Source organism: Kitasatospora sp. RG8 (assembly GCF_017813315.1).
Taxonomy (GTDB): Bacteria; Actinomycetota; Actinomycetes; order Streptomycetales; family Streptomycetaceae; genus Kitasatospora.
On sequence record NZ_JAGIYX010000032.1, the window covers coordinates 1 to 20,458 of the forward strand.

Sequence of the window (20,458 nt, forward strand, 5' to 3'; positions counted from 1 at the left end):
GCCCCGGGCGCGGGCCCGGCCGGCGCCGGGGCGGGTGCCGCCTGGACGGGGGCCGGCTGCACCGGCGCGACCTGCACCGGCGGCGCCTGCACGGCCTCCACCGGCACCGGGACGCCCTGCGCGGGCGCCGCGGCGGGCACGGCCGCCATCGGGGCCGCCGCGGCCATGGGCGGCGCCATCTGCCCGGCCACCGGAGCCGCGAAGCCCCCGGCCGACGCCCGCCGCTCCAGCTTGTCCAGCCGCGCCTGCAACGACAGCTCGTCGCTGTACGCGCCCGGCAGCATCACCCTGGCGCAGATCAGCTCCAGCTGGAGACGCGGCGCCGCGTTCCCCCGCATCTCGGTCAGCCCGGTGTTGACGATGTCCGCCGCGCGGCTCAGCTCGGCCGCCCCGAAGGCGTCCGCCTGGGCCTGCATGATCGAGACCCGGTCCGCCGGGGCGTCGATCAGCCCCTTCTCACCGGCGTCCGGCACGGTGGCCAGGATCACCAAGTCCCGCAGGCGCTCCAGCAGGTCCGTCACGAACCGGCGCGGATCGTGCCCGCCCTCGACCACCCGGTCGATCGCCTGGAACACCGTCGCCCCGTCGTGCGCGGCGAAGGCGTCCACCACCTCGTCCAGCAGCGCCGAGTCCGTGTACCCGAGCAGCGCGGTCGCCATCTGGTACGTCACGCCGCCCTCGCCGGCGCCGGCGAGCAGCTGGTCCATCACCGACATCGAGTCACGCACCGACCCGGCACCGGCCCGCACCACCAGCGGGAAGACGGAGTCCTCCACCTGGATCTGCTCGCGCCCGCAGACCTCGGCCAGGTAGTCGCGCAGCGTGCCCGGCGGCACCAGCCGGAACGGGTAGTGGTGCGTGCGGGAGCGGATCGTCCCGATCACCTTCTCCGGCTCCGTGGTGGCGAAGATGAACTTGAGGTGCTCCGGCGGCTCCTCCACCACCTTGAGCAGCGCGTTGAAGCCGGCCGAGGTCACCATGTGCGCCTCGTCCAGGATGAAGATCTTGTACCGGCTGTGCACCGGCGCGAAGAACGCCCGCTCGCGCAGCTCGCGCGCGTCGTCCACGCCACCGTGCGACGCCGCGTCGATCTCGATCACGTCGATCGACCCGGGCCCGCCCGTCGCCAGGTCCCGGCAGGACTGGCACTCCCCGCACGGTGTCGGCGTCGGCCCCTGCTCACAGTTCAGGCAACGGGCCAGGATGCGCGCGCTCGTCGTCTTCCCGCAGCCGCGCGGGCCGCTGAACAGGTACGCGTGGTTGACCCTGTTGTTGCGCAGGGCCTGCTGGAGCGGAGCGGTCACGTGCTCCTGCCCGATGACCTCGGCGAAAGTCTCGGGGCGATAGCGGCGGTACAGGGCTAGGGACACACCACCGACGATATCGGGACGGGCCGACAAACGCGTCGCCCCTCGGTCACCCTTCGATCCCTTGGCCACCCTTCGACCGGGCCGCCCCACCCCCGGGAACGCAAAGACCCCTCGCGCACCCGCCAGAGCCCTCCTACCCTTGCTGCCTTCCGGCCCTGGGGGGGTTCAGAGAGATGACGCCACACGAGGGGCTGCCCCCAACAGTACCCGATCCCCGCCCTCCACCTCCACCACCCCGATCCGCAGGTCACGCCCCTCCCCCACCTACGAGATACGTGGTCGCGAGCACCCCTGAACATGTACTAAGCTCTCCCACGGAGGATTCGCCTAGAGGCCTAGGGCGCACGCTTGGAAAGCGTGTTGGGAGCAATCCCTCACGAGTTCGAATCTCGTATCCTCCGCCGGCAGAAGGCCCGGACCGCACAGCGGTCCGGGCCTTCGTCGTTTCGCGATCTCGACCTCCGCAGCAGTTGGCCCGCCCGCCTCAGTTGCCGGCGCCCAGCCGCCGGGCCAGCACTCGGCCGCGTTCGGCCTGCACCGCTCCGGCCTTCCCAGCCGCGTAGCGGAGCAGGCCGAACGGCGCGTGCAGCTGCAGCGTGTCGACCACCACAGACCCACCGCCGTCCCGGGCGGTGACGGCGAAGCGGTAGTCCATCCGCACGCCACCAGGGCTGACCACCTCGCCACTGACCGTCGCCTCGCCCGGCAGCCGGGCGCTCTCGGTGCGCAGGGTGACCTGGATGACGTTGTCGTGGCTGACCAGTCCGAGGAACCGAAACCGCTCGACGGCCGCGTAGTGCGTCACCCCGCCCTCGCACCGCACGTCCCGCACGTCCACGAGCAGCGGGGAGAGACCGATGTAGTTCTCGGGCTCCGCAAGATGTGAGAGCACAGCGGCGGGGGTCGCCGCAATGTCGTAGCTGCGGCTCAGTTCGGTGCTGGGCACGTCCAACTCCCCCTGTCCGGTCCGGATCCGGTCATCGTCGCGGACCGGGAACGATCGGTGGATGATCGCAGCATCCTGCTGGCTCCGCCAAGCCATCGCGGAAAGCTCCTCGACATGGGCCGGATCAGGGGGCTCAGCGGAAGCGCATTGGGGACACCCCCTCACGAGTTCGAATCTCGTATCCTCCGCCGGCTCAACCGATGGCCCGGACCGCATCGCGGTCCGGGCCATCGTCGTCCTCCGTCTCGGTCGGCCCCGCCCCGCCAAGGTCGGCATGGTCAGTGTGCGGACGCCAGAAGTCGTCGCACCACCGTCGGCGTGTGGCCCAGGTACTGGCGCATGGTCCGGGTCATATGAGCCTGGTCGGCATAACCGAGGTCGGCGGCGAGGGTACTGAGGCTCTGTTCGCCGACCTCCAGGCGGTCGAGGGCCCTGCCGATACGGACGCGGTGGCGGTAGCGAGTCACCGACACACCAAGCTCACGCGGGAACGCCCGGCTCAGCCGGTAGGGAGAGACGCCGAGCAACTCGGCCAAGGAGAACAGCGTGTCCGAGGCCGGGTCTCCTTCGGTGATCGCCTCGCGGGCCGCTGCCACGAGGTCCTGGTCGTGTCGGGCGCACGCTTCGGCGATCGGTGTTCGTCCGGTCGTGATCCGGCCGATGGCGGTCGACAGGAGAGCCAGCAGTTCCTCGGAGAGCGCGTAGTCGACATCTCCCGACTCAGCAGCGGCGAGGAGGCGACGGTGAGCCAGGTCCAGGCGCGGGTCGACGTAAACCGTCCGCACGGCCTGCCCCGCGACGTCCCCGGTCAGGGAGCGCCACAGCTTCGGCGTCACGCTGATCGCCGTACAGAGATCACCGCCGACGGGGTGGGCGAAGCTCTCCTCCTCGGCCGGGGCTCCCACATAGGCCAGGGTCGCGTCGATGTCGGCGGGCACGCCGGCCGCCATCCTGCGGAACCGTCCGCGACGCACGAGCACCACGCGGTAGTCGTCGCGAACTTCCGGTGCCGACCAGCGAGTGTGGTCGTCGCGGCAGGCCACCGCGCTGATGTCGAAGTCGGGACGAGTGGCGACGGGAACGGCGGTGAGCACCCTTCGAACGCTACGCGGCCGGTCTGACAGCCGCGCAAGGATGTTCAAGACGGGGGCCTGTCGCGGGGAGCACGCTGGCGGGGTGCGAGGGCCGTTCCCTTCGCGCCTCGTCCAACACCGACACTCAGGAGTTGTCAGGATGCCTGCTCTCAAGCAGCTCAGCACGGTCGTCATCGAATGCGCTGATCCGGCCGCGCTCGCCGCGTTCTACCAGAAGGCCACCGGGTGGGAGATCGCCTACAGCGACCAGGACTTCGCGTCCCTGGGCGACGGCACCCCGGTCCAGCTCGCCTTCGTCCGCGTCGAGGGCCACCAGGCGCCGGGCTGGCCCGACGGCGTCAAGTACATGCACCTCGACTTCACCGTCACCGACCTGGACGGCGCGACCGAGGAACTGCTCGGCATCGGAGCTTCCCGCCCCGCGTTCCAGCCGGGCGACGGCCAGTGGATCGTCCTCACCGACCCCGAGGGCCACCCGTTCTGTCTCACCGCCGACACCACCGGCAACTGAGCACCCCCACAGCGAGGAGACCCACCCATGGCGTCCATCCACCGCGACGTCCTGATCGACGACACTCCCGAAAACGTCTGGGCCGCTGTCCGCGACTTCGGTGAGGTCCACAAACGCCTCGCGCCGGGCTTTGTCACCGGCACCCGCGTCGAGGGCGACATCAGGATCGTGACCTTCGCGAGCGGCACCGTGGTGCACGAGCTGATCGTCGACATCGACGACGAGGCCCGGCGCATCGCCTACTCGGTGATCGGCGGCTCCCTGAAGGCCAAGCACCACCACGCGTCCATGCAGGTCATCAGCGACACCGAGAACCGCAGTCGCTTCGTCTGGATCATCGACGTGACACCGGACAGCCTCGGGGAGCCCATCGCCGAAATGGTCGACCAGGGTATCCGCGTGATCAAGCGCACCCTGGATCGAGAAGCCACCCCGGCCCACTGATCAGCAGGCCGTCGACACTCGGCATGGTTGCAGTTTCGGTTGCATTCACCCTCGTACAGCAGTGTCCGAATCCTGCCGAACGAGCCATTCCGCCGCAGGTCAGGGCCTGCACAGCCTCCCCTGGACAGCCGGACGAACAATTGGAAAGCGTGTTGGGAGCAATCCCTCACGAGTTCGAATCTCGTATCCTCCGCCGGCAGAAGGCCCGGACCGCTCAGCGGTCCGGGCCTTCGTCGTTCCCGTGGCAGCGTGGCCGCCCTGCCATCCGCCGGCAGCCGCGCCGTCGACGATTCGCTCCCCCGTCCCTTCGGCGGAGGGGAGCGGAGGAGACGCAGACGGGGACCGGCCGAGGTCGCCTTCCGGGCGGGCGGCCACGCCGGGGTCGACCGATGATGGAGATCCGGGGGCGGCGCGACGTTCGAGGACGGCGTATGGCTGTATGGCATGTCCGGAACTTCGAACCGGACGATCTCGAAGCGGTGGTCCGGCTCGACGCGGAGAGCGCCACCACGGATCGCGCCGCCGTCTTCCGCCTCTCCGACGTGGTCGCCGCGTTGCAGGCACGTGATCCGAGCGTCGTCGTGGTGGCCGACGGACGTCTCGTGGGCGCGGCGGTGGGTCGGGTGGACGGGGACCGGGCATGGGTGCTGCGCATCGCCCTGCACCCCGGCTGGCGGAACCTCGGCATCGGCACCGCCCTGCTGTCCGCACTGGAGCACCGCCTGCGGGACGCCGGCGCCAGGATCGTCGCAGCGGTGCTGCCCGATGAGGAGACCGGCGCCACCGCACTGGTCAACTCCGGTTTCCACCCCCACCGCGGGCTCACGTACTTCGAGAAGTCGGAGGTCGTCAGCGCCCAGGGCCCGACGGTCCTGGCGATGCTGGGCGCGGTCATGCCCGAGGCCCGCCTCTGGGAGCGGCTCACGGGCATGGCCGACGAGAAGCGGCTCATCGAACGGCGGCTGGTGCTGCCCCTGGCCAACCCCGAGCTGGCGGACGCCCACGGGGTGGAACCGCCCCGCGCGGTCGTGCTGTTCGGTCCGCCGGGCACGGGCAAGAGCACGTTCGCCAAGGCCGTGGCCGGCCGGCTCGGCTGGCCGTTCGTCGAGCTCTTCCCCTCCCGGCTCGCGTCCGAGGACGGGCTGGCCACCGGACTCGGCCGCCGCTTCGAGGAGGTGTCACACCTCGACCACGTGCTGCTCTTCATCGACGAGGTCGAGGAGGTCGCCGGTACGCGCAGCCTCGCCGCCCCCGCGTCGGTCGGAGTGGTCAACGAACTCCTCAAGTCGATCGTGCGGTTCCGTGACCGCGACGGCCGGCTCCTCGTCTGTGCCACCAACTCGGTGGCCGCCCTGGACCCGGCGTTCCTGCGCCACGGCCGGTTCGACTACGTCCTGCCGGTCGGGCCGCCCGACTCCGCGGCCCGCGACGCGCTGTGGGCCGGCTACACGGCGAAAACGGGCACCGCCGCCGACATGGCGGTCCTCGCCGAAGCCAGCGAGGGCTTCACTCCCGCCGACATCAGGCAGGTCGCCATGGCGGTCGCCCAGAACGCCTTCGAGCGCACCCTCGACACGGGCGAGCGGACCCAACCCGGCACTCAGGACTATCTGGACGCCATCCGCCGCACCCGTCCGACCGTTTCCGAGGAGATGGCCCGGGAGTTCGCCGACCAGGCGGTCCGCTACGGGCGCGTCTGAGCGGCCGCCCCCGCCCGTTCCGCCGTGTCCGCCCGAAGACGCCGGGCGGAAAACCTCACCGCCGCAACCATGCCGGGGTCGGGCCGGACCGAGAGTAGCCTGGACATCACCGAAGGCATTCCGCATGCCGGCACCGGATACTGGCGTCGTCTCCGGCGAAGGGCAATGCCGGACCCGACCTCGTGGGCCGGGCCCGGGGACAGGTTTTGATCATGACCACGACGCTCGATCGTGCGACGACGCCCGCCGCCGCCCCGGATCCCACCGCACGGCTCTCCCTCACGCCCGGTGGCGTGCAGCCCGGCCGCCTGGACGGAGCCTGGTGGCCTCGTTCGCGTGATCTTCTTCTCGAGCTCCCCGCCCTGGCCGCCGACATCGACGAGCAGTGGGGCCGGGTCACCCGGATCACCGTGAACCCCGCGCAGTGGCCCGTCATCCCCCGGCGGATCCCGGTCGCGGGGCACACCGTCCACGTGGGCTGGTTCACCACCGAGCAGGACGAGCACACGATCGCGGTGTTCTCGTACGCCCCGCGTCGGCTGAAGCTGCTCGTCGTCCCGCCGGAGACGGATGCCGTCGGTGCCGCCCGGATGATGGCTGAGGCCGCCGGTCCCGCGAACACCATGACCGCGAGCGGTCTACTCGCCGTGGAGACGGGCGACGGCGCACAGGGGCCGAGGTCCCGTTCCGGCGTCCTGCCGTCGGCCGTCGCCCCCTCCGACGGTGCTGGTGAGGCGGGCAAGCGGGCGGATGTCGCCCGCAGCCGGGCCGCCTCCTGGCCGGTGCCCGCGTAGTCGGCGGGACGGGAGCCGTCCGCTACGGCCGCGGGCCGGGTGTACCACCCGCGTGACCATTCGGCGTTGTGTCACTCGCGTGACCATTCGGCCTCGGCCCGGGGCGGCTCGGCGATGTCGGCCCCGTCCCAGGCGTCGGCCCCGTCCCAGAGGCGGATCCTGATCGCCCGTGGTCCGGGCGCGGGCCGGGAGAGCGTGCGCACGAACACGTCCCGCAGGTGGTTGGCCGCCCGCTGGGGCGGTCCGTCGTACTCCAACGGGTTCCGCAGGGGAGTGCCGTCCTGCCGGGACCAGCGGCCGTCGTCGTCCTGCGTCTCCAGAACCCACCGGTAGTGCCGCATCCTGGCCTCCCGTGCCGACGATCCCGCCCCCGGACACGACGGTATGGGCGGGACGGATCAACCGCGACCGGTGGACTCCGCTCGGCCCGGGCCGAGCGGCCGGGCCGGCGCCGACGGCCTGCGGTTCGCCCGGAACGGATCGCCGTCAGTACTCGGCGCCGCTTCGCAGGTAGCTGCCCACGACCTGGAGCCACGCCCCGGGGCCGAAGCACACCTCGATCCGGTACGGCGTGTCCTCGAAGACCCGCAGGACGCGCAGCGCACCACTCGGATGCAGGTCGTACTCGAAGGTGACGCCGTCCGCACCGTCCTCGTACTGCAGGTCCAGCGGCCCCTTCGACGGCTCCGCCGGCGCCCTGGCCTCGGCCGAGAGTTTCACGTAGACGGACATCTCTCCGTCCCGCCTTTCCTGTCTGCCCGAGGAGCCCGGCCCACGGGGCCGTCCCTCAGGACGCTGCGAGGGCCGACCGTCGGGGGCGGGACGGGCCGCCCCGACATCCCCACGGTACTCCGCCCGCACCGCGCCGATCCGGCCGGTCACGGGAGCCGGCACGGGGTGGCGGCCCTCTCAGCGCCACTCGATCAGGAACAGGGTGGCGTCGTCGCTCGTGCGCCCGCCCCGCTTCTCCTTCAGGACGTTGGAGAGCGCGCGCACCACGGCCCGTACCCCGGCCTGCGAGCGCTCGACTCGATTGACCCAGTCGATGAGCTGCTCCTCCCCGAACTGCTGCCCGCCGGGCTCGCGCTCCTCCACCAGGCCGTCGGTGAAGCACAGGACCTGGTCGCCGTGCCGCAGAACCCGCTCGCTGATCACCGGCTGCTCTCCGCCGAACCCGACCGGCAGGGTGGTGGCGCTCTCCAGCCGCTCGACGACGACGTGGTCGCGGATCAGCAGCGGCTGGGGGTGGCCGGCGTTGACCCACTGCAGGTGGCCGGTCAGGGTGTCCAGGCGCATCATCTGCGCGGTGACGAAGTGGTCCGGCCCGAACTGCTCGGCGATGGCCCGGTCCATGAACGCGTAGATCTCGGCCAGCCCGATGTCGGCGCGCCGGGCGTGCCGGTACGCGCCGATGGCGACGGTCGCCATGGTCGCGGCGTCGAGCCCGTGGCCCATGGCGTCGATCGTGGCCACGTGCAGGAGGTCGTCGTTGAGCGCGTAGTCGAAGCTGTCACCGGCCACCTGGTAGGCGGGTTCGAGGATGCCGGCCACGGCAACCCGGTGGACGGTCATCGACAGCGGTGGCAGCAGCGACCACTGGATCTCGGCGGCCACGCTCATCGGTTCGAGGCGCCGGGCCTGGAAGATCCGGTCGGTGTAGCCGCTCTTGGTGATCAGCAGATCGGCGACCAGGGCGGCGAGGCGCCGCAGCAGCAGCCGGTCGTCGACGACGGTGTCCAGGGTGAAGGCCAGTACCCCCACCTCGTCGCCGCCGTCCAGCAACGGCAGGTACACCCGCACCCCGTCGGCCTGCGGTTCCTCGACGGGAACACCGCGCAGGAAGGCCGCACCCGCGGGGGAGCCGTCGATCGACACCGGCTCCCCGGCTGCCAACCCCCGCCCCGGCAGCGGCGCCAGCACCAGCTGGCCGTAGTCCTGCAGCAGGAGCGCCGGGTCACGGCCTCCGAGCCCGCGCACCACGTCGGCGACCAGCGGGGCGATCAGCTGGGGCGGCAGTTCGTGGGACTGATCGAGCAGCGCGCCCAGCAGGCCTTCGCCGTGCCCCTCCGAGCTGTCCGGTCCCGCTGCGTCGGACGGCCGCTCACCACTCATCCCTGCTCACCGCCGTCCTGCTCCCGTCGCGGCACTCGGACCGGCTCGATCGACCTCCCAACCCCGACACCCCGGTGCAGTTCGCAGGGGCGGCTCCTTCCATTACGCCCGACGACAGCGCATTGCGCCCCCGGTCGCGCGCCTCCTCACGGTCGCCCGCCGGTACGACCGCCCGGCTGGGCGGAGCAGAAAACGTGTCGGGGGCAACCCCTCGCGCGTTCGAGTCTCGTGTCCTCCGCCGTGATCGAAGGCCCGGACCGCTCACTCAGCGGTCCGGGCCTTCGTCATGTCGTGGTCCCGGTCCTGGTCCCGGTCGGCCTGGTCCCAGTCGGTCCTGGTCCCAGTCGGTCCGGCCGGTTCTCACCGGGCAGCGGGGAACACCGACGACTTCACGAAGCCGGTGCGACGGCGAGCAGGCCGGTGGCGCGGTCCGCGGTGAGCACACCGAGGATGTAGCCGTCCTCGTCGACGACGGGCCAGACCGCCAGGTGCTTGACGCGCATCGCGATCGCGGCCAGGGCCAGGCCCATGGTCGGCCAGGCGAACGGGCCGCGCTGGTGCGAGGTGGCACTGATCGCGGTCCGCTCGGTGCACAGGGGGAGGTCCAGGGACGGGTGGAGCCCGGTCCGGGTGACCAGCCCCTCGCACCGGCCGTCGTGGTCGCGGACGAGCAGGTACTCGATGTCGGCGCCGCGGAGGATGGCGATGGCCTGGTCGACGGTGTTGTCGTCGGCTATCTGGTAGTCGCAGGGCACCATCGCGTCGGCGACCGTGAGGCCGTGGCCGGGCCGTACGAACTGGGGGGAGTGAGTGGTCACGGCGTTCACCGGTCCCGTCCCCGGCTGCCCGCCGGAGCGGGGCCCGCCGGACTGTCCTTCACCCAGAACGAAGCCGGAACGGGTGCCGGAATCGGGATGCCCTGGATGCCTCCGAGACTACTCCCGCACCGGGCGGCCCGGGGGAGTAGCGTGGGAGACAACCAAGGACATTCCGCACACCGGCATCAGCGTCGACGTCGCCCTGGGTCTTGACGGGTCCCTCATGGACCGGACGGGCGGCCTCACATGATGCCGATCCCCCTCCCCAACCCTTCCTCCACCGGGCCGTGGACGGTGTCGCGTACCCCGTTGCTGCCGCGGCTGGAACTTGAGCCGACGATGTCGCGGGAGGGCGTCTTCGACGGCGCCTGGTGGCCCCGCTCGAACCACGTCGCCGACGAACTGCCCGACCTGATCACCGCGCTCGGCGCGCACTTCGGGCGCATCGTCCGGGTCGGCCTCGACACCTCCGCCTGGGACGGTGTGCCGAGGGCCGTCGCGGCGAACGGCCTGGTGATCAGGATCAACTGGTTCGCCGGAAGTGACGCGACGATCAGCGTCACCCGCGGCTTCCAGGACCACTTCCTCCTCCTGGTGGTGCCGCCCGGCACCGCCCCGGCGACGGCCGCCTCGGCGATGTCCGGCGCCTCCGCGACCGGGAACCACACCCCGGCGGTGGAGCTCCTGCTCGGCTGAGCGGTCACGGGCTGCGTCCTTGCGCCCGCCTCCGGACAACGCGTCCGCACCAGTGCGGACCCCGCGTCACCGCCCGGATCGAAGGCCCGGTTCGAAGGCCCGGACCGAAGGCCCGGACCGTTTCGCCGGACCGGGCCCTCGCCGCCATCAGCTCCCAGTCGGCGCCTCCTTGATCCGGTCGACGATCGCGCGCGTCATCACGGCCTGGGTGAACACCACCGTGCCGGGCTTGATCAGGCCGTTCTCGCCGGACTCCCCCTCGACCTGGACGCTGCGCTCGCCGAGGAACGCGAGGGTCGTGCTGTCGAAGATCCATTCGGTGCGCAGGCCGGAGGTGTCGTCCAGGCGGGCGACCGCGACCCCGTGCCGGCCGACGGCGTCGACCGCGTCGTCCACCGTGACCACGCCGGGGATCTTCGCCGCGGCCTTGTAGAGCGCGACCGTGAGGGCGGCCGGCGGGTAGCTCCCGCCCAGGAGGTCGCCGATGGTGGTGAACGCCTCCTGGTCGGGGGTGCGGCCCTTGCCCCGGGTCTCCTCGTAGATCTTCCGCAGCAGTGCGTCCGGGTCGGTGGGCAGGGTTGCGAGGTAGTTGTACGTGGGCGCGTTGAGGTTCGCCGTCGGGGCCTGGCCCGTCTCGGTGGGCCCGGCCAGGGTGATGCCCTCGGGGCCGGTGACACCGCGCTCGATCAGCCAGCCCTTGGTGCCGTCCGGGGAACTCCAGGTCTCGCGCTGGTGCAGCTCGTCGCTGACCAGGGTGCTCTTGCCGTGGTCGGTCCGCACGTGGGTGCCGGCCGACTTCGAGCCGATGTAGACGAACTGGTTCTCGCGCACCGGCGACGGGCCCGGGACGGCCGCGCTGGCCAGGGAGATGCGGTCGAGGAGCTGCGGGGCGCCCTTGGGGTCGGCGACGCCGATCCGGGTGGTCAGCAGCGGGCCGGTGGCGAGGCCGGAGCCGTGGTCCGTGGCGTCCCCGGGGCCGAGGAGGTGGACGCCGGTCCCGATCGTGGCGGCCAGGACGCAGGCGGCCGCGGGCAGGAGGACGGCGCGGCGCAGGAACGGGCCGCGCGGCCTCGTGGTGCGGGCCGGGCGCGCGGGGGCGGTGGTCCGGAGGTCTTCGTGGATCCGGGTCATGAGGCGCTCCTTGTGGAACTGGTGGCGGCCCGCCGGCAGTTCCCGCTCCACGGACGGCAGGAGGTGCTCGGTCTCCTCCCACTCGGCCGGGTGGGGCTGGGAAAGGTTGGCGTTCATCGGATTCCTTCCTGTGCGGGCCGGACCGCGTTCGCACGGTCGCCATGTGTCTGTCGGGGCCGACCGTCGGGTTCCCGTCTGTTCCTCTTCAGTTCCGCGTCGGCGAGCTTGCGCAGCTTCGTGCGGGCGCGGGACAACCGGGAGCGGACGGTGCCGACCGGGACGCCGAGGACCTGGGCGGCCTGGACGTACTCCAGGCCCTCCCACAGGCACAGGACGAGGACCTCGCGCTCGGGGCGCCGCAGCACGCTCAGCTGTGCCAGCGTGACCGCGATGCGCTGCCGGTCGTCGAGCCGGCCGGCCACCTCGTCGGCGTGGTCGGGGACGGCTGCCGGCGCCGCCGCGGCGGCTGCGGCCGCGGCCCGGTAGCGCCGGTTGCCGCGGCAGTGGTTGCGGGCGAGGTTGGTGGCGACGCCCAGCAGCCACGGCCGGAGCGAGCCGCCCTCGGGCTCCACCGTGCCGCGCAGCCGCCACGCCTCCATGAAGGTCGCCGACATGACGTCCTCCGCGACGGACCAGTCGCCGGTCAGCCGGAAGACGTGGTTGTAGACGGTGCGGGCGTAGCTGTCGAAGAGCTCCGCGAAGGCGTCGGGATTCCCGGCCCGCACCCGGGATCGCATCTCTGTGGTCACTCCTGTCGGCTGTCCGGCATCACGGGGCGGGTTCCCGTGACGCGCGCCACAGTCGGCCCTCCGGACAGGAACCGGACTACCGGATCTGCTCGGCCGCCCACTCGGCCCACTCGCGGCGCATCGCGTTGAACCGGAGGCCGTACTCCAGGGCGATCCGGCCGTAGACGGAGAGCTGGTCGCCGCCCCAGTCGATGGAGTCGGCCAGTGCGCGCAGCTCCTCGTCCCCCCGGTCGGACAGCTCGGCCAGTCCGGTGAGGTAGGCCCGCGACTGCTCGGGGGTGAGCACGCCGAGGAAGAAGACCCTCAGCAGGATGTCGCTGCGGGTGTTGCGCTGCGGGGTGGTCTCGGTCAGCCAGTGCCGCAGCTCTGCCAGCCCTTCGGCGGTGAGGGTGTACTCCTTCCGCCCGCGCGGGCCCTCCGCCGTGACGCTGATCAGTCCGGCGTCGGCGAGCCTGGACAGCTCCGTGTAGATCTGGCTCTGGGTGGCGGGCCAGACGTCGGCCAGCGAGGTGTCGAAGCTCTTGAGCAGGTCGTACCCACTGGCCGGGCGATCGGACAGCAGTCCGAGGAGGGCGTATCGGAGGCTCATGCGGACCACCTTACCTTCCACTGTTGACATGTCACTCATGCAATGTACAGTTCAGACCTGTCAGACTTGGAATGTTGAGGGGAACTTCCGAATGTCGTACGTGCGCACCTTCCTTCCGTGGATCGTCTTCGCGGTGCTTCCGTCCGGGCAGTGGCAGTGGGCCTCGCTGGCCGCGCTGGTGGTGGCGGTGGCGCTGATCGCCCAGCAGCGCCGGGCCGGGGCCGGCTTCGACGCCCTGATCATCGAGCTGGGCTCGGCGGCCTACTTCGCGGCCCTGGCGGCGGTCGCCTTCGCCGACCCGCAGTCGGGCGTGCACGACTACTCGGCGGCCCTGTCCTCGGCCACCCTGACCCTGATCGCCGGGGTCTCACTGCTCATCGGCAAGCCGTTCACCCTGGGCATCGCCAAGCGGACCACGCCCCAGGAGGCCTGGGGGCTCAAGCCGTTCATCCGGACCAACGTCGTCATCACCGCCGTCTGGACGGCGGCCTTCGCCGCCACGGCCGCCGTGCTGGCGGCGTTCGCCCACGCCGGCCAGGGCCACTCGACGGCCGCGACGCTCACGCAGGTCGCCGGCTTCGCCCTCCCGATGGTGTTCACCGTCCGCTACGTCGCCGCCGTGCAGGCGAAGGCCGGCCTGAGCTGACCCCCGGCCCGCAGGCCGGCCACACCGGCCACCCCGCCCGGGCCACACCGGCCACCCCGCTCCGACCACCCCGCCCACGCCCGGCCAGGCCCCGGCGGTCACGGCCCCCGGCGGTCACGGCCCCCGGCGGTCAGCCCCCCAGCGAGCGGACCGCGCCGGCCAGGCGGCGGGCGGCCTCGGTGAGCTCCGCGGGGTCGGCGGCCGCCGCGAAGCCGAGGCGCAGGTGGGCACTGGGCGGCTCGGCCGGGAAGTAGCGGTGGCCTGCGTTGACCGACACCCCGTGCGCCCCGGCCACATCGGCGACCGCGGCGTCGGTGACGGCGCGGTCGGTGAGGGCCGGCGGCAGCCGCAGCCACAGGTGGAGTCCGCCGGCCGGGCTGTCGGCGAGCGGCCAGTCGGCGAGTTCGCGGGCCAGCGCGTCCTCCAGGGCGGTGCGGCGGTCGCGCAGGGCGGTGGCCAGCGTCCGCAGGTGGCGGTCCCAGGCGGGCGTGCTGAGCAGTTCGACGGCCGCCTCCTGGAGCGGGCGGGCGATGAAGAAGTCGTCCACCCGCCGCATCGCCTGGAGCCGGCGCATGACCGGGCCGCGGGCGACCAGCGCGCCGATCCGCAGGCTGGGCGAGGCCGGTTTGGTGAGCGAGGTCAGGTGGACCACCGTGCCGTCGCGGTCGTCGGCCACCAGCGGGCGCGGTACCGGCCGGCCGTGGCCGAGGTGGCGGGCGAAGTCGTCCTCGATCAGGAACGCCCCGGCGGCGCGGGTCACGTCGACGACCTGGCGGCGGCGCTCCGGCGCGAGCACGGTGCCGGTCGGGTTGTGGAAGGTCGGCTGGCAGTAGAGCAGTCGCGCCCCGGTCATCGCGAAGGCGTCGGCCAGCAGATCGGGGCGGATGCCGTCGTCGTCGATCGGCACGGGCACCGGCCGCAGGCCGGCCGCGCGGGCGGCGGCGAGCGCCCCGGGATAGGTGGGCGACTCGACGAGCACCGGGCTGCCGGGTGCGGCGACGGCGCGGAACAGCATCGACAGCGCCGCCTGGCCGCCGCCCGTGACCAGCACGTCCTCGGGACCCACGCCGCCGCCCACCTGCCGGGCGAAGATCGCACGCAGCGGCGCCAGGCCTGCGGCGGGGGCGCGGTGCCAGGCGTCGGGCCTGCGGGCGGCGCGGGCCAGGGCCGCACCGAGCGCCCGGGTGGGCTGGAGGTTCTCGTGCAGGTAGCCACCGGAGAGCGCGATGGTTCCGGCGGGCAGGGGCCCTGACGGCCCGTCCGTCTCGGCCGACGCGGCGTCGTGGTCGGCGCCCGGGTCGCGCTCCCGTCCGGCCAGGGCGACCGCCTGCCAGGAGGTGTCCGGAGCGCCCTCCCCGTGCCTGGCCCGGCGGGCGGCGACGTAGGTGCCACTGCCGGGCCGGGTGACCACCGCACCCTCGGCGGCCAGCAGGGCGATCGCGCGGGACACGGTGACCGGACCGACACCGTGACGGGTGATCAGGTCGCGACTGCTGGGCAGCCGGTCGCCGGGAGTGAGCGCGGCGATCTCCGCGCGGAGGATCGTCACCAGCGCGCCAGTACTGCTACTGTCAGACATGAAGATACAGGATAGCGCTTCTGAGTCAGCGTCGGAACCGCTTCTCGACCTCGCCGCCCTCCGCGCCGACACCCCCGGCTGCGACTCGGTGATCCACTTCAACAACGCCGGCTGCGGCCTGATGGCCCGTCCGGTGCTCGGCGCGATGCTCGACCACCTGCGCCTGGAGGCCGCCATCGGCGGCTACGAGGCCTCCGCCGCCCGGGCCGCCGAGGTGGCCGACTTCCACGCCGCGACGGCCGAACTCGTCCACACCCGCCCCGGCAACATCGCCTTCGCCGGCAGCGCCACCCACGCCTACTCCAAGGCGCTGTCCGCGATCGACTTCCGGCCGGGCGACGTCGTCCTCACCACCCGCAACGACTTCATCTCCAACCAGATCGCCTTCCTCGCCCTCCGCCGGCGTCACGGCGTCGAGATCGTGCACGCCCCCGACCACCCGGACGGCAGCGGCGTCGACGTCGCGGCGATGGCCGCGCTGATGCGCGCCCGCCGCCCGCGCCTGGTCGCCGCCACGCACGTGCCGACCAACTCCGGCCTGGTCCAGCCGGTGGCGGAGATCGGCCGCCACTGCCGCGAACTCGACCTGCTGTACCTCGTCGACGCCTGCCAGTCGGTCGGCCAGCTCGATGTCGACGTCGAGCGGATCGGCTGCGACCTGCTCACCGCCACGTGCCGCAAGTTCCTTCGCGGGCCGCGCGGTTCGGGCTTCCTCTACGTCTCGGACCGGGTGCTCGCGGCCGGCTACGAGCCGCTCTTCATCGACATGTACGGCGCCCGCTGGACCGGGCCCGACAGCTACCGGCCGGTGGACACGGCGGCCCGCTTCGAGGAGTGGGAGTTCCCGTACGCCACCGTCCTCGGCAGCGCCGCCGCCGTCCGCTACGCCCTGCGGGTCGGCGTCGGACCGGTCGCCCGGCGCACCCCGGCGCTGGCGGCGCGGCTGCGCGAACAGCTGGCCGGCGTTCCCGGGGTGCGGCTGCTCGACGGCGGCCCGGCACCGGCCGCCCTGGTCACCTTCGCGATCGAGGGGTGGCGGCCGCAGCCGTTCAAGGCCGCGATGGACGCGCGCGGCATCAACTCCGCGCTCAGCTTCCGGGAGTTCGCGCACTTCGACTTCGCCGACAAGGACGTGGAGTGGTGCCTGCGGCTGTCGCCGCACTACTACAACACCGAGGACGAGGTCGACGCCGTCGCCGCGACCGTCGCCGAGCTGGCGGGGAGCGCCCGATGACCGACGCTCCGGCCGGGTCCGGCACCGCCGGCACCGCGCCGCCGCCGGCACCCGCTACTGCTGGTGCCGCGGCAGTGGCGGAGCCGGAAAGCCTCTGGCGCAACCGCGACTTCCTGACGTTCTGGCTCGGCGAGACGGTGTCGCTGCTCGGCACCCAGATCACCAACCTCGCCCTGCCGCTGACCGCGATCCGCGCCTTCCACGCCACCGACGAGCAGGTCGGCCTGCTCCGCTTCCTCCAGCTCGTGCCGTACCTCGGACTGGCCCTGCTGATCGGGGTCTGGACGGACCGGGTACGGCGCCGGCCCGTCATGCTGGGCGCCAACCTCGTCCGGCTGGTGCTGCTCTCACTGGTCCCGCTGCTCTACTGGTGGGACGCCCTCGACCTGCCCGTCCTGCTGGTGATCGCCTGCGCCGTCGGCGTCGCGTCCGTGGTCTTCGACGTGAGCTGGATGTCGTACGTGCCGGTGCTGGTCCGCGACCCCGGGCACTACGTCGAGGCGAGCGCCAGGATGGGCACCAGCTCCTCCGCCGCCGACGTGGCCGGTCCCGGGCTCGCGGGCGTCCTGGTGTCGGCGCTCACCGCCCCGGTGGCCCTGGTCGTGGACGCCTGCTCGTACGCGGTGTCCGTCGTCTCGCTGCTGCTGATCCGCACCCCCGAGCCGCGCCCCGAGCCCGTGGCCGAGCGGCACCTGCTGCGCGAACTCCGGGAGGGGCTGGGGTGGGTCATGGGCAGCGGGGTGCTGCGGGCCCTGGCGCTCATCGGCTTCTGCTGCAACTTCTCCATGGTCACCGTGTGGACGATGTTCCTCCTCCACGGCACCAACGACCTCCACCTCACCTCGACCACGCTCGGGGCGGTCTTCGCGACCGCCTCGGTCGGCGGGTTGATCGGCGCGCTGGTCTCCCGCAGGGTCATCGCGCGGTTCCCGACCGGCCGCGTCTACCTGGTGGCCCAGTCGGCGCTGCTGCTCGGGCCCACCCTCATCGCCCTGGCCGCCGGGCCCCGGCCGGTGATGGTCTCGATGTTCGTGCTGTCCTTCTTCACCACCTACCTGGGCCTCGGCGTGGCGGGCGTGGTCATCGTCAGTCTGCGCCAGGCGCTGACCCCGCAGTCGATGATGGGGCGGATGACGGCGGCCTTCCGGACGCTGCTGTTCGGCGGCGGCGCCCTCGGCGGGCTCTTTGCCGGCCTGCTCGCCGGCTGGATCGGCGCCGAAGGCGCACTGAGGGTGGCGGCGGCCGGCTCCGCCCTCGTCGTGATCGGACTGGTCGTCTCCCCGGTGAGCCGGCTGAGGAGCATGCCCCTGGCCCCGCCCGAGGAGCCCCGGGCCGCCGGCGCCGGTCGGTGACCGCGGGCGGCGCACACCGCCGCCCGCGGGGTACCGCAGGACCGCCGGAGTCGCCGAGCGCCGCCGGGCGTCGTCGGGCCCGGCGCACACCCCCCGCCCGCGGTACGGCGGGCACCTGCGGCGACGCGGCGTCCGTTGCGTAGGCTGGCGGCGAGCCCCGAGGAGATGCGCCATGCCCGTCCGCCCCAGCCTCCTGTTCGTGACCGATCTCGGCTACCAGGCCCGGGGGCGGCGCTACTGCGACGAGGACGTCTTCCTGACCTCCCGGCTGCGCGAGGACTTCGACCTCGCGCTGTGCCACCCGCTGGACGCCGCCGCGCTGATGGACGGCTTCGACGCGGTCGTGGTCCGCAACAGCGGCCCGGTGCTGCACTACCAGCGGGAGTACGACGCCTTCCGCGACCGGGCCGTGGCCCGCGGCACCCGGGTCTACAACCCGCTCTCGGGCCGCGGCGACATGGCCGGCAAGCAGTACCTGCTGGACCTGACCGCCGCCGGGTACCCGGTCATACCCACCGTCGACCGGCCGCAGGACGTGCACCTGCTGCCCGAGGCCGCCGAGTACGTGGTCAAGCCCAGGGCGGGCGCGGACTCCATCGGTCTCGCCTTCGTGCCCCGGAGCGCGCTGGACGACCTGGTCGACGACGACGGCCTCGGGCACGACGGCGCCCTCGCCCACGAAGGCATCCTCGTCCAGCCGCGGATCGACTTCCGGTACGAGGTGTCGTTCTACTACGTCGACGACTCCTTCCAGTACGCCCTCCACGCCCCCGACCCCGCCCGGCGCTGGGTCCTCGAACCCTACGAGCCGAGCGGGGACGACCTGGCATTCGCCCGCCGCTTCATCGACTGGAACACGCTCGACCACGGCATCCAGCGCGTGGACGCCTGCCGGACGCGGGAGGGCGGGCTGCTCCTGGTCGAGCTGGAGGACCTCAACCCCTACCTGTCGCTGGACCTCGTCCCCGAGCCCACCCGCGACGCCTTCGTGGCCGCCATGACGGACTCGCTCCGCCGCTTCCTGGCCGGCTGACCCGCCGTCCGGCCCGGACGTCAGGCCTTCTCGGAGTCCGCCGCCTCCGAGGCCTTCAGCCGCTTGCCGAGGAGGATGAACAGCTGGACGAGGCCGACGGTCAGGACGATGTGGCCGAGGCCGGCCATCAGGGAGACGGCTTCGGGGACGTCGTGACCGAGGACGGTCTGGGTGCCGCGGAACAGCATCGCCGCGACGGTGATCGCGAGGCCCGCGTTGTAGAAGCGGAAGAAGTGGGTGAACAGCCGGTCCCCGGAGAGTCCGAACTGCTTGTCGAGGGCCAGCACGATCAGGAAAGCCAGCATGCCGAGGGCCAGCAGGTGGGTGTGGACGACGCCGAGTTGGGTCTCCCCGTGGAAGTCGTTCGCCTTGGTGAGTTCCCGGTAGTACAGCCCGGAGACCACGCCCAGGATCATGTAGACGTGGGCGGCGTTGTAGGCCTTGCGCATGTTCGTTCGCTCCCCGTTGCTCGAAGGCTCGGACCTGTGCCGGGGATCAAGGTAGGGGCGAACGACCTTCCTGGACAGAGCAATTGGAGGATCCGGTTCGGCCGCCCCGACACGGCGGGGGAAGCCGGCCCGGGTGGGCCCGAGCGGCTCAGTCGGCCCGGCGGCCAGGCGGCCAGGCGGCTCAGGCGGCGCGGGTGTCGCGTCGGTAGCCGCCGGGGGCCTGGCCGAACTCGCGCTTGAAGGCCTTGGCGAAGGCGTACTCGGAGCCGTAGCCGGCCCGGGTGGCGATGGTGGTGAGCGGCGCCTCGGACTCGCGGAGCAGCCGGGCGGCGGTGGTCAGGCGCCAGCGGGTGAGGTAGGCCATGGGCGGCTCGCCGACGAGGGCGGTGAAGCGGCGGGCGAAGGCGGCCCGGGAGAGGCCGACCCGGCTCGCCAGCGACTCGACGGTCCACGGGGTCGAGGGGGTCTCGTGGATGGCGGCGAGGGCCGGGGCGACGGCGCAGTCGCTGAGGGCGGCGGCCCAGCCGGCCGCGGCCACGGCGGGCTGGTCCTCGAACCAGGCCCGCAGGATGTACAGGAGCAGTGAGTCGATCAGGGCGGGGACGATGCCCGTCGAGCCGAGCCGGGGGTTCTCCAGTTCGGCGCCGAGGAGTTGGACGGCCGCGGTGAGCTCGGGGTGCCGGCCCTGGCCGGTGGACAGGTGGACGACCTCGGGCAGTTGGCGGAGCATCGGGTGCGGGCGGCCCTGGTCCAGGTGGTAGTTGCCGCAGAGGAGGCTGGTCCGGGGGCCGTCCCCGCCGAGGGTGACCGTGCCGATCGGCGTGCTCGGCCGGTACTGGTCGGGCCGTTCCGGTGCGGCCGGGGTGCTGGGGTGGTCGGCGAGGATGTGGCCGCGGCCGTCGCGCAGGAAGACGACGTCGCCGGGGCTGAGGGCGATCGGCTCGTCGTTGCCGGCGCACTCCAGCGGGATCAGCCAGCAGGTGCCGTGCAGCACCACGTGGAAGCCGGCGCCGGCGACCGGGGGCAGGCGCAGGCCCCAGGGGGCGCGCCCCTCGGTGCGGACGGACGTGGGGTTCCCGGTCCGCATCGAGCCCAGTGCCTCGGTCAGGATGTCCATGGTCCGCCCCCGTTCGCCGTGTTCCGTCCCCACCCTAGGGCCGGGCCTCGCTTGTCCGCCCGCGTGGTCCGGCGCCGGAAGGGCCCACCCCCGT

22 protein-coding genes, 1 tRNA gene and 1 other RNA gene are annotated in these 20,458 nt (G+C 72.6%); 10 read left to right on the forward strand and 14 right to left on the reverse strand.

Annotated elements, in window-relative coordinates; genetic code table 11:
• A partial coding sequence (locus tag J5Y04_RS33835; RefSeq protein WP_307853439.1) for a DNA polymerase III subunit gamma and tau occupies positions 1-1,370 on the reverse strand: 1,370 nt, incomplete at its 3' end.
• 102 nt (positions 1,371-1,472) lie between these two features.
• Positions 1,473-1,563, reverse strand: an RNA gene (gene ffs / locus J5Y04_RS33840) — signal recognition particle sRNA small type.
• A 123-nt stretch (positions 1,564-1,686) separates the two neighbouring features.
• Between ffs and J5Y04_RS33845 the strand changes: the two genes are divergently transcribed.
• Positions 1,687-1,771 (forward strand) — tRNA-Ser (locus tag J5Y04_RS33845).
• Between the two features lie 83 nt (positions 1,772-1,854).
• Here the strand turns inward: J5Y04_RS33845 and J5Y04_RS33850 are convergent.
• Positions 1,855-2,316: an SRPBCC family protein gene (locus J5Y04_RS33850; protein ID WP_209416352.1), complete on the reverse strand. Its 462-nt coding sequence runs from the start codon at positions 2,314-2,316 to the stop codon at positions 1,855-1,857.
• A 278-nt stretch (positions 2,317-2,594) separates the two neighbouring features.
• Positions 2,595-3,410, reverse strand: a complete 816-nt coding sequence (locus tag J5Y04_RS33855; RefSeq protein WP_307853440.1) for an AraC family transcriptional regulator — start codon at positions 3,408-3,410, stop codon at positions 2,595-2,597.
• Positions 3,411-3,549: 139 nt separating this feature from the next.
• Between J5Y04_RS33855 and J5Y04_RS33860 the strand changes: the two genes are divergently transcribed.
• The 4 genes from J5Y04_RS33860 (at position 3,550) to J5Y04_RS33875 (ending at position 6,859) form a co-directional block, all read left to right on the forward strand.
• Positions 3,550-3,921 (forward strand): VOC family protein, encoded by a 372-nt coding sequence (locus tag J5Y04_RS33860; protein WP_209416354.1) that lies wholly within the window; start codon positions 3,550-3,552, stop codon positions 3,919-3,921.
• A 27-nt stretch (positions 3,922-3,948) separates the two neighbouring features.
• On the forward strand, positions 3,949-4,365 hold the full coding sequence (locus tag J5Y04_RS33865; RefSeq protein ID WP_209416356.1) for an SRPBCC family protein: 417 nt from the start codon (positions 3,949-3,951) through the stop codon (positions 4,363-4,365).
• A 431-nt stretch (positions 4,366-4,796) separates the two neighbouring features.
• On the forward strand, positions 4,797-6,065 hold the full coding sequence (locus tag J5Y04_RS33870; RefSeq protein ID WP_209416358.1) for an ATP-binding protein: 1,269 nt from the start codon (positions 4,797-4,799) through the stop codon (positions 6,063-6,065).
• Between the two features lie 212 nt (positions 6,066-6,277).
• The gene (locus J5Y04_RS33875; RefSeq protein ID WP_209416359.1) at positions 6,278-6,859 is read left to right on the forward strand and encodes a DUF5994 family protein; all 582 of its coding nucleotides are present in this window, start codon (positions 6,278-6,280) and stop codon (positions 6,857-6,859) included.
• A gap of 71 nt (positions 6,860-6,930) precedes the next feature.
• Here J5Y04_RS33875 and J5Y04_RS33880 read toward each other — a convergent pair whose 3' ends face one another.
• The 4 genes from J5Y04_RS33880 to J5Y04_RS33895 form a co-directional block, all read right to left on the reverse strand.
• Positions 6,931-7,200 carry a hypothetical protein gene (locus J5Y04_RS33880; protein ID WP_209416362.1) on the reverse strand — a complete coding sequence of 90 codons (270 nt, stop codon included), beginning with the start codon at positions 7,198-7,200 and terminating at the stop codon, positions 6,931-6,933.
• 145 nt (positions 7,201-7,345) lie between these two features.
• Complete coding sequence (locus tag J5Y04_RS33885) at positions 7,346-7,591, reverse strand: hypothetical protein (protein WP_209416364.1); 246 nt, start codon at positions 7,589-7,591, stop codon at positions 7,346-7,348.
• Between the two features lie 177 nt (positions 7,592-7,768).
• Positions 7,769-8,971 (reverse strand): PP2C family protein-serine/threonine phosphatase, encoded by a 1,203-nt coding sequence (locus tag J5Y04_RS33890; RefSeq protein WP_209416366.1) that lies wholly within the window; start codon positions 8,969-8,971, stop codon positions 7,769-7,771.
• Positions 8,972-9,360: 389 nt separating this feature from the next.
• Positions 9,361-9,789: a CBS domain-containing protein gene (locus J5Y04_RS33895; protein ID WP_209416367.1), complete on the reverse strand. Its 429-nt coding sequence runs from the start codon at positions 9,787-9,789 to the stop codon at positions 9,361-9,363.
• A 246-nt stretch (positions 9,790-10,035) separates the two neighbouring features.
• Here J5Y04_RS33895 and J5Y04_RS33900 point away from each other — a divergent pair, with 246 nt between their 5' ends.
• Complete coding sequence (locus tag J5Y04_RS33900; RefSeq protein ID WP_209416368.1) at positions 10,036-10,485, forward strand: DUF5994 family protein; 450 nt, start codon at positions 10,036-10,038, stop codon at positions 10,483-10,485.
• Positions 10,486-10,632: 147 nt separating this feature from the next.
• On the opposite strand, the gene J5Y04_RS33905 is transcribed toward J5Y04_RS33900, so the two are convergent.
• From J5Y04_RS33905 to J5Y04_RS33915, 3 genes are all read right to left on the reverse strand, one after another.
• A complete protein-coding gene (locus tag J5Y04_RS33905) occupies positions 10,633-11,733 on the reverse strand; it encodes a CU044_5270 family protein (protein ID WP_209416369.1) in 1,101 nt (366 codons plus the stop codon).
• The gene (locus J5Y04_RS33910) at positions 11,730-12,353 is read right to left on the reverse strand and encodes an RNA polymerase sigma factor (RefSeq protein WP_245205990.1); all 624 of its coding nucleotides are present in this window, start codon (positions 12,351-12,353) and stop codon (positions 11,730-11,732) included. Before J5Y04_RS33910 ends, J5Y04_RS33905 begins: the two co-directional genes overlap by 4 nt.
• A gap of 88 nt (positions 12,354-12,441) precedes the next feature.
• A complete protein-coding gene (locus J5Y04_RS33915) occupies positions 12,442-12,954 on the reverse strand; it encodes a PadR family transcriptional regulator (protein ID WP_209416371.1) in 513 nt (170 codons plus the stop codon).
• Between the two features lie 91 nt (positions 12,955-13,045).
• On the opposite strand from J5Y04_RS33915, the gene J5Y04_RS33920 reads away from it, so the two are divergent.
• Positions 13,046-13,600 carry a hypothetical protein gene (locus J5Y04_RS33920; protein ID WP_209416372.1) on the forward strand — a complete coding sequence of 185 codons (555 nt, stop codon included), beginning with the start codon at positions 13,046-13,048 and terminating at the stop codon, positions 13,598-13,600.
• 130 nt (positions 13,601-13,730) lie between these two features.
• On the opposite strand, the gene J5Y04_RS33925 is transcribed toward J5Y04_RS33920, so the two are convergent.
• Entirely contained in the window at positions 13,731-15,179 is a 1,449-nt protein-coding gene (locus J5Y04_RS33925) for a PLP-dependent aminotransferase family protein (RefSeq protein WP_209416374.1), read from the reverse strand.
• Here J5Y04_RS33925 and J5Y04_RS33930 point away from each other — a divergent pair.
• The 3 genes from J5Y04_RS33930 to J5Y04_RS33940 all read left to right on the forward strand — a co-directional run bounded on the left by J5Y04_RS33930 (position 15,178) and on the right by J5Y04_RS33940 (position 18,798).
• Positions 15,178-16,413 (forward strand): aminotransferase class V-fold PLP-dependent enzyme, encoded by a 1,236-nt coding sequence (locus tag J5Y04_RS33930; RefSeq protein WP_209416376.1) that lies wholly within the window; start codon positions 15,178-15,180, stop codon positions 16,411-16,413. The two genes, J5Y04_RS33925 and J5Y04_RS33930, sit on opposite strands and share 2 nt — an antisense overlap.
• Complete coding sequence (locus tag J5Y04_RS33935; protein ID WP_209416377.1) at positions 16,410-17,765, forward strand: MFS transporter; 1,356 nt, start codon at positions 16,410-16,412, stop codon at positions 17,763-17,765. The genes J5Y04_RS33930 and J5Y04_RS33935 overlap by 4 nt, the downstream gene beginning before the upstream one ends.
• 172 nt (positions 17,766-17,937) lie before the next feature.
• Positions 17,938-18,798 carry a hypothetical protein gene (locus J5Y04_RS33940; protein ID WP_209416379.1) on the forward strand — a complete coding sequence of 287 codons (861 nt, stop codon included), beginning with the start codon at positions 17,938-17,940 and terminating at the stop codon, positions 18,796-18,798.
• 20 nt (positions 18,799-18,818) lie between these two features.
• Here J5Y04_RS33940 and J5Y04_RS33945 read toward each other — a convergent pair whose 3' ends face one another.
• A complete protein-coding gene (locus tag J5Y04_RS33945) occupies positions 18,819-19,247 on the reverse strand; it encodes a DUF2871 domain-containing protein (protein WP_209416381.1) in 429 nt (142 codons plus the stop codon).
• A gap of 181 nt (positions 19,248-19,428) precedes the next feature.
• The gene (locus tag J5Y04_RS33950; RefSeq protein WP_209416382.1) at positions 19,429-20,364 is read right to left on the reverse strand and encodes an AraC family transcriptional regulator; all 936 of its coding nucleotides are present in this window, start codon (positions 20,362-20,364) and stop codon (positions 19,429-19,431) included.
• Positions 20,365-20,458: the final 94 nt, after the last annotated feature.

Coding starts and splice junctions, on each gene's coding strand:
- J5Y04_RS33860 (WP_209416354.1), top strand. CDS start 3,550: ATGCCTGCTCTCAAGCAGCTCAGCACGGTCGTCATCGAATGCGCTGAT.
- J5Y04_RS33865 (WP_209416356.1), top strand. CDS start 3,949: ATGGCGTCCATCCACCGCGACGTCCTGATCGACGACACTCCCGAAAAC.
- J5Y04_RS33870 (WP_209416358.1), top strand. CDS start 4,797: ATGGCTGTATGGCATGTCCGGAACTTCGAACCGGACGATCTCGAAGCG.
- J5Y04_RS33875 (WP_209416359.1), top strand. CDS start 6,278: ATGACCACGACGCTCGATCGTGCGACGACGCCCGCCGCCGCCCCGGAT.
- J5Y04_RS33880 (WP_209416362.1), bottom strand. CDS start 7,200: ATGCGGCACTACCGGTGGGTTCTGGAGACGCAGGACGACGACGGCCGC.
- J5Y04_RS33885 (WP_209416364.1), bottom strand. CDS start 7,591: ATGTCCGTCTACGTGAAACTCTCGGCCGAGGCCAGGGCGCCGGCGGAG.
- J5Y04_RS33890 (WP_209416366.1), bottom strand. CDS start 8,971: ATGAGTGGTGAGCGGCCGTCCGACGCAGCGGGACCGGACAGCTCGGAG.
- J5Y04_RS33900 (WP_209416368.1), top strand. CDS start 10,036: ATGATGCCGATCCCCCTCCCCAACCCTTCCTCCACCGGGCCGTGGACG.
- J5Y04_RS33905 (WP_209416369.1), bottom strand. CDS start 11,733: ATGAACGCCAACCTTTCCCAGCCCCACCCGGCCGAGTGGGAGGAGACC.
- J5Y04_RS33910 (WP_245205990.1), bottom strand. CDS start 12,353: ATGCGATCCCGGGTGCGGGCCGGGAATCCCGACGCCTTCGCGGAGCTC.
- J5Y04_RS33915 (WP_209416371.1), bottom strand. CDS start 12,954: ATGAGCCTCCGATACGCCCTCCTCGGACTGCTGTCCGATCGCCCGGCC.
- J5Y04_RS33920 (WP_209416372.1), top strand. CDS start 13,046: ATGTCGTACGTGCGCACCTTCCTTCCGTGGATCGTCTTCGCGGTGCTT.
- J5Y04_RS33930 (WP_209416376.1), top strand. CDS start 15,178: ATGAAGATACAGGATAGCGCTTCTGAGTCAGCGTCGGAACCGCTTCTC.
- J5Y04_RS33925 (WP_209416374.1), bottom strand. CDS start 15,179: ATGTCTGACAGTAGCAGTACTGGCGCGCTGGTGACGATCCTCCGCGCG.
- J5Y04_RS33935 (WP_209416377.1), top strand. CDS start 16,410: ATGACCGACGCTCCGGCCGGGTCCGGCACCGCCGGCACCGCGCCGCCG.
- J5Y04_RS33940 (WP_209416379.1), top strand. CDS start 17,938: ATGCCCGTCCGCCCCAGCCTCCTGTTCGTGACCGATCTCGGCTACCAG.
- J5Y04_RS33945 (WP_209416381.1), bottom strand. CDS start 19,247: ATGCGCAAGGCCTACAACGCCGCCCACGTCTACATGATCCTGGGCGTG.
- J5Y04_RS33950 (WP_209416382.1), bottom strand. CDS start 20,364: ATGGACATCCTGACCGAGGCACTGGGCTCGATGCGGACCGGGAACCCC.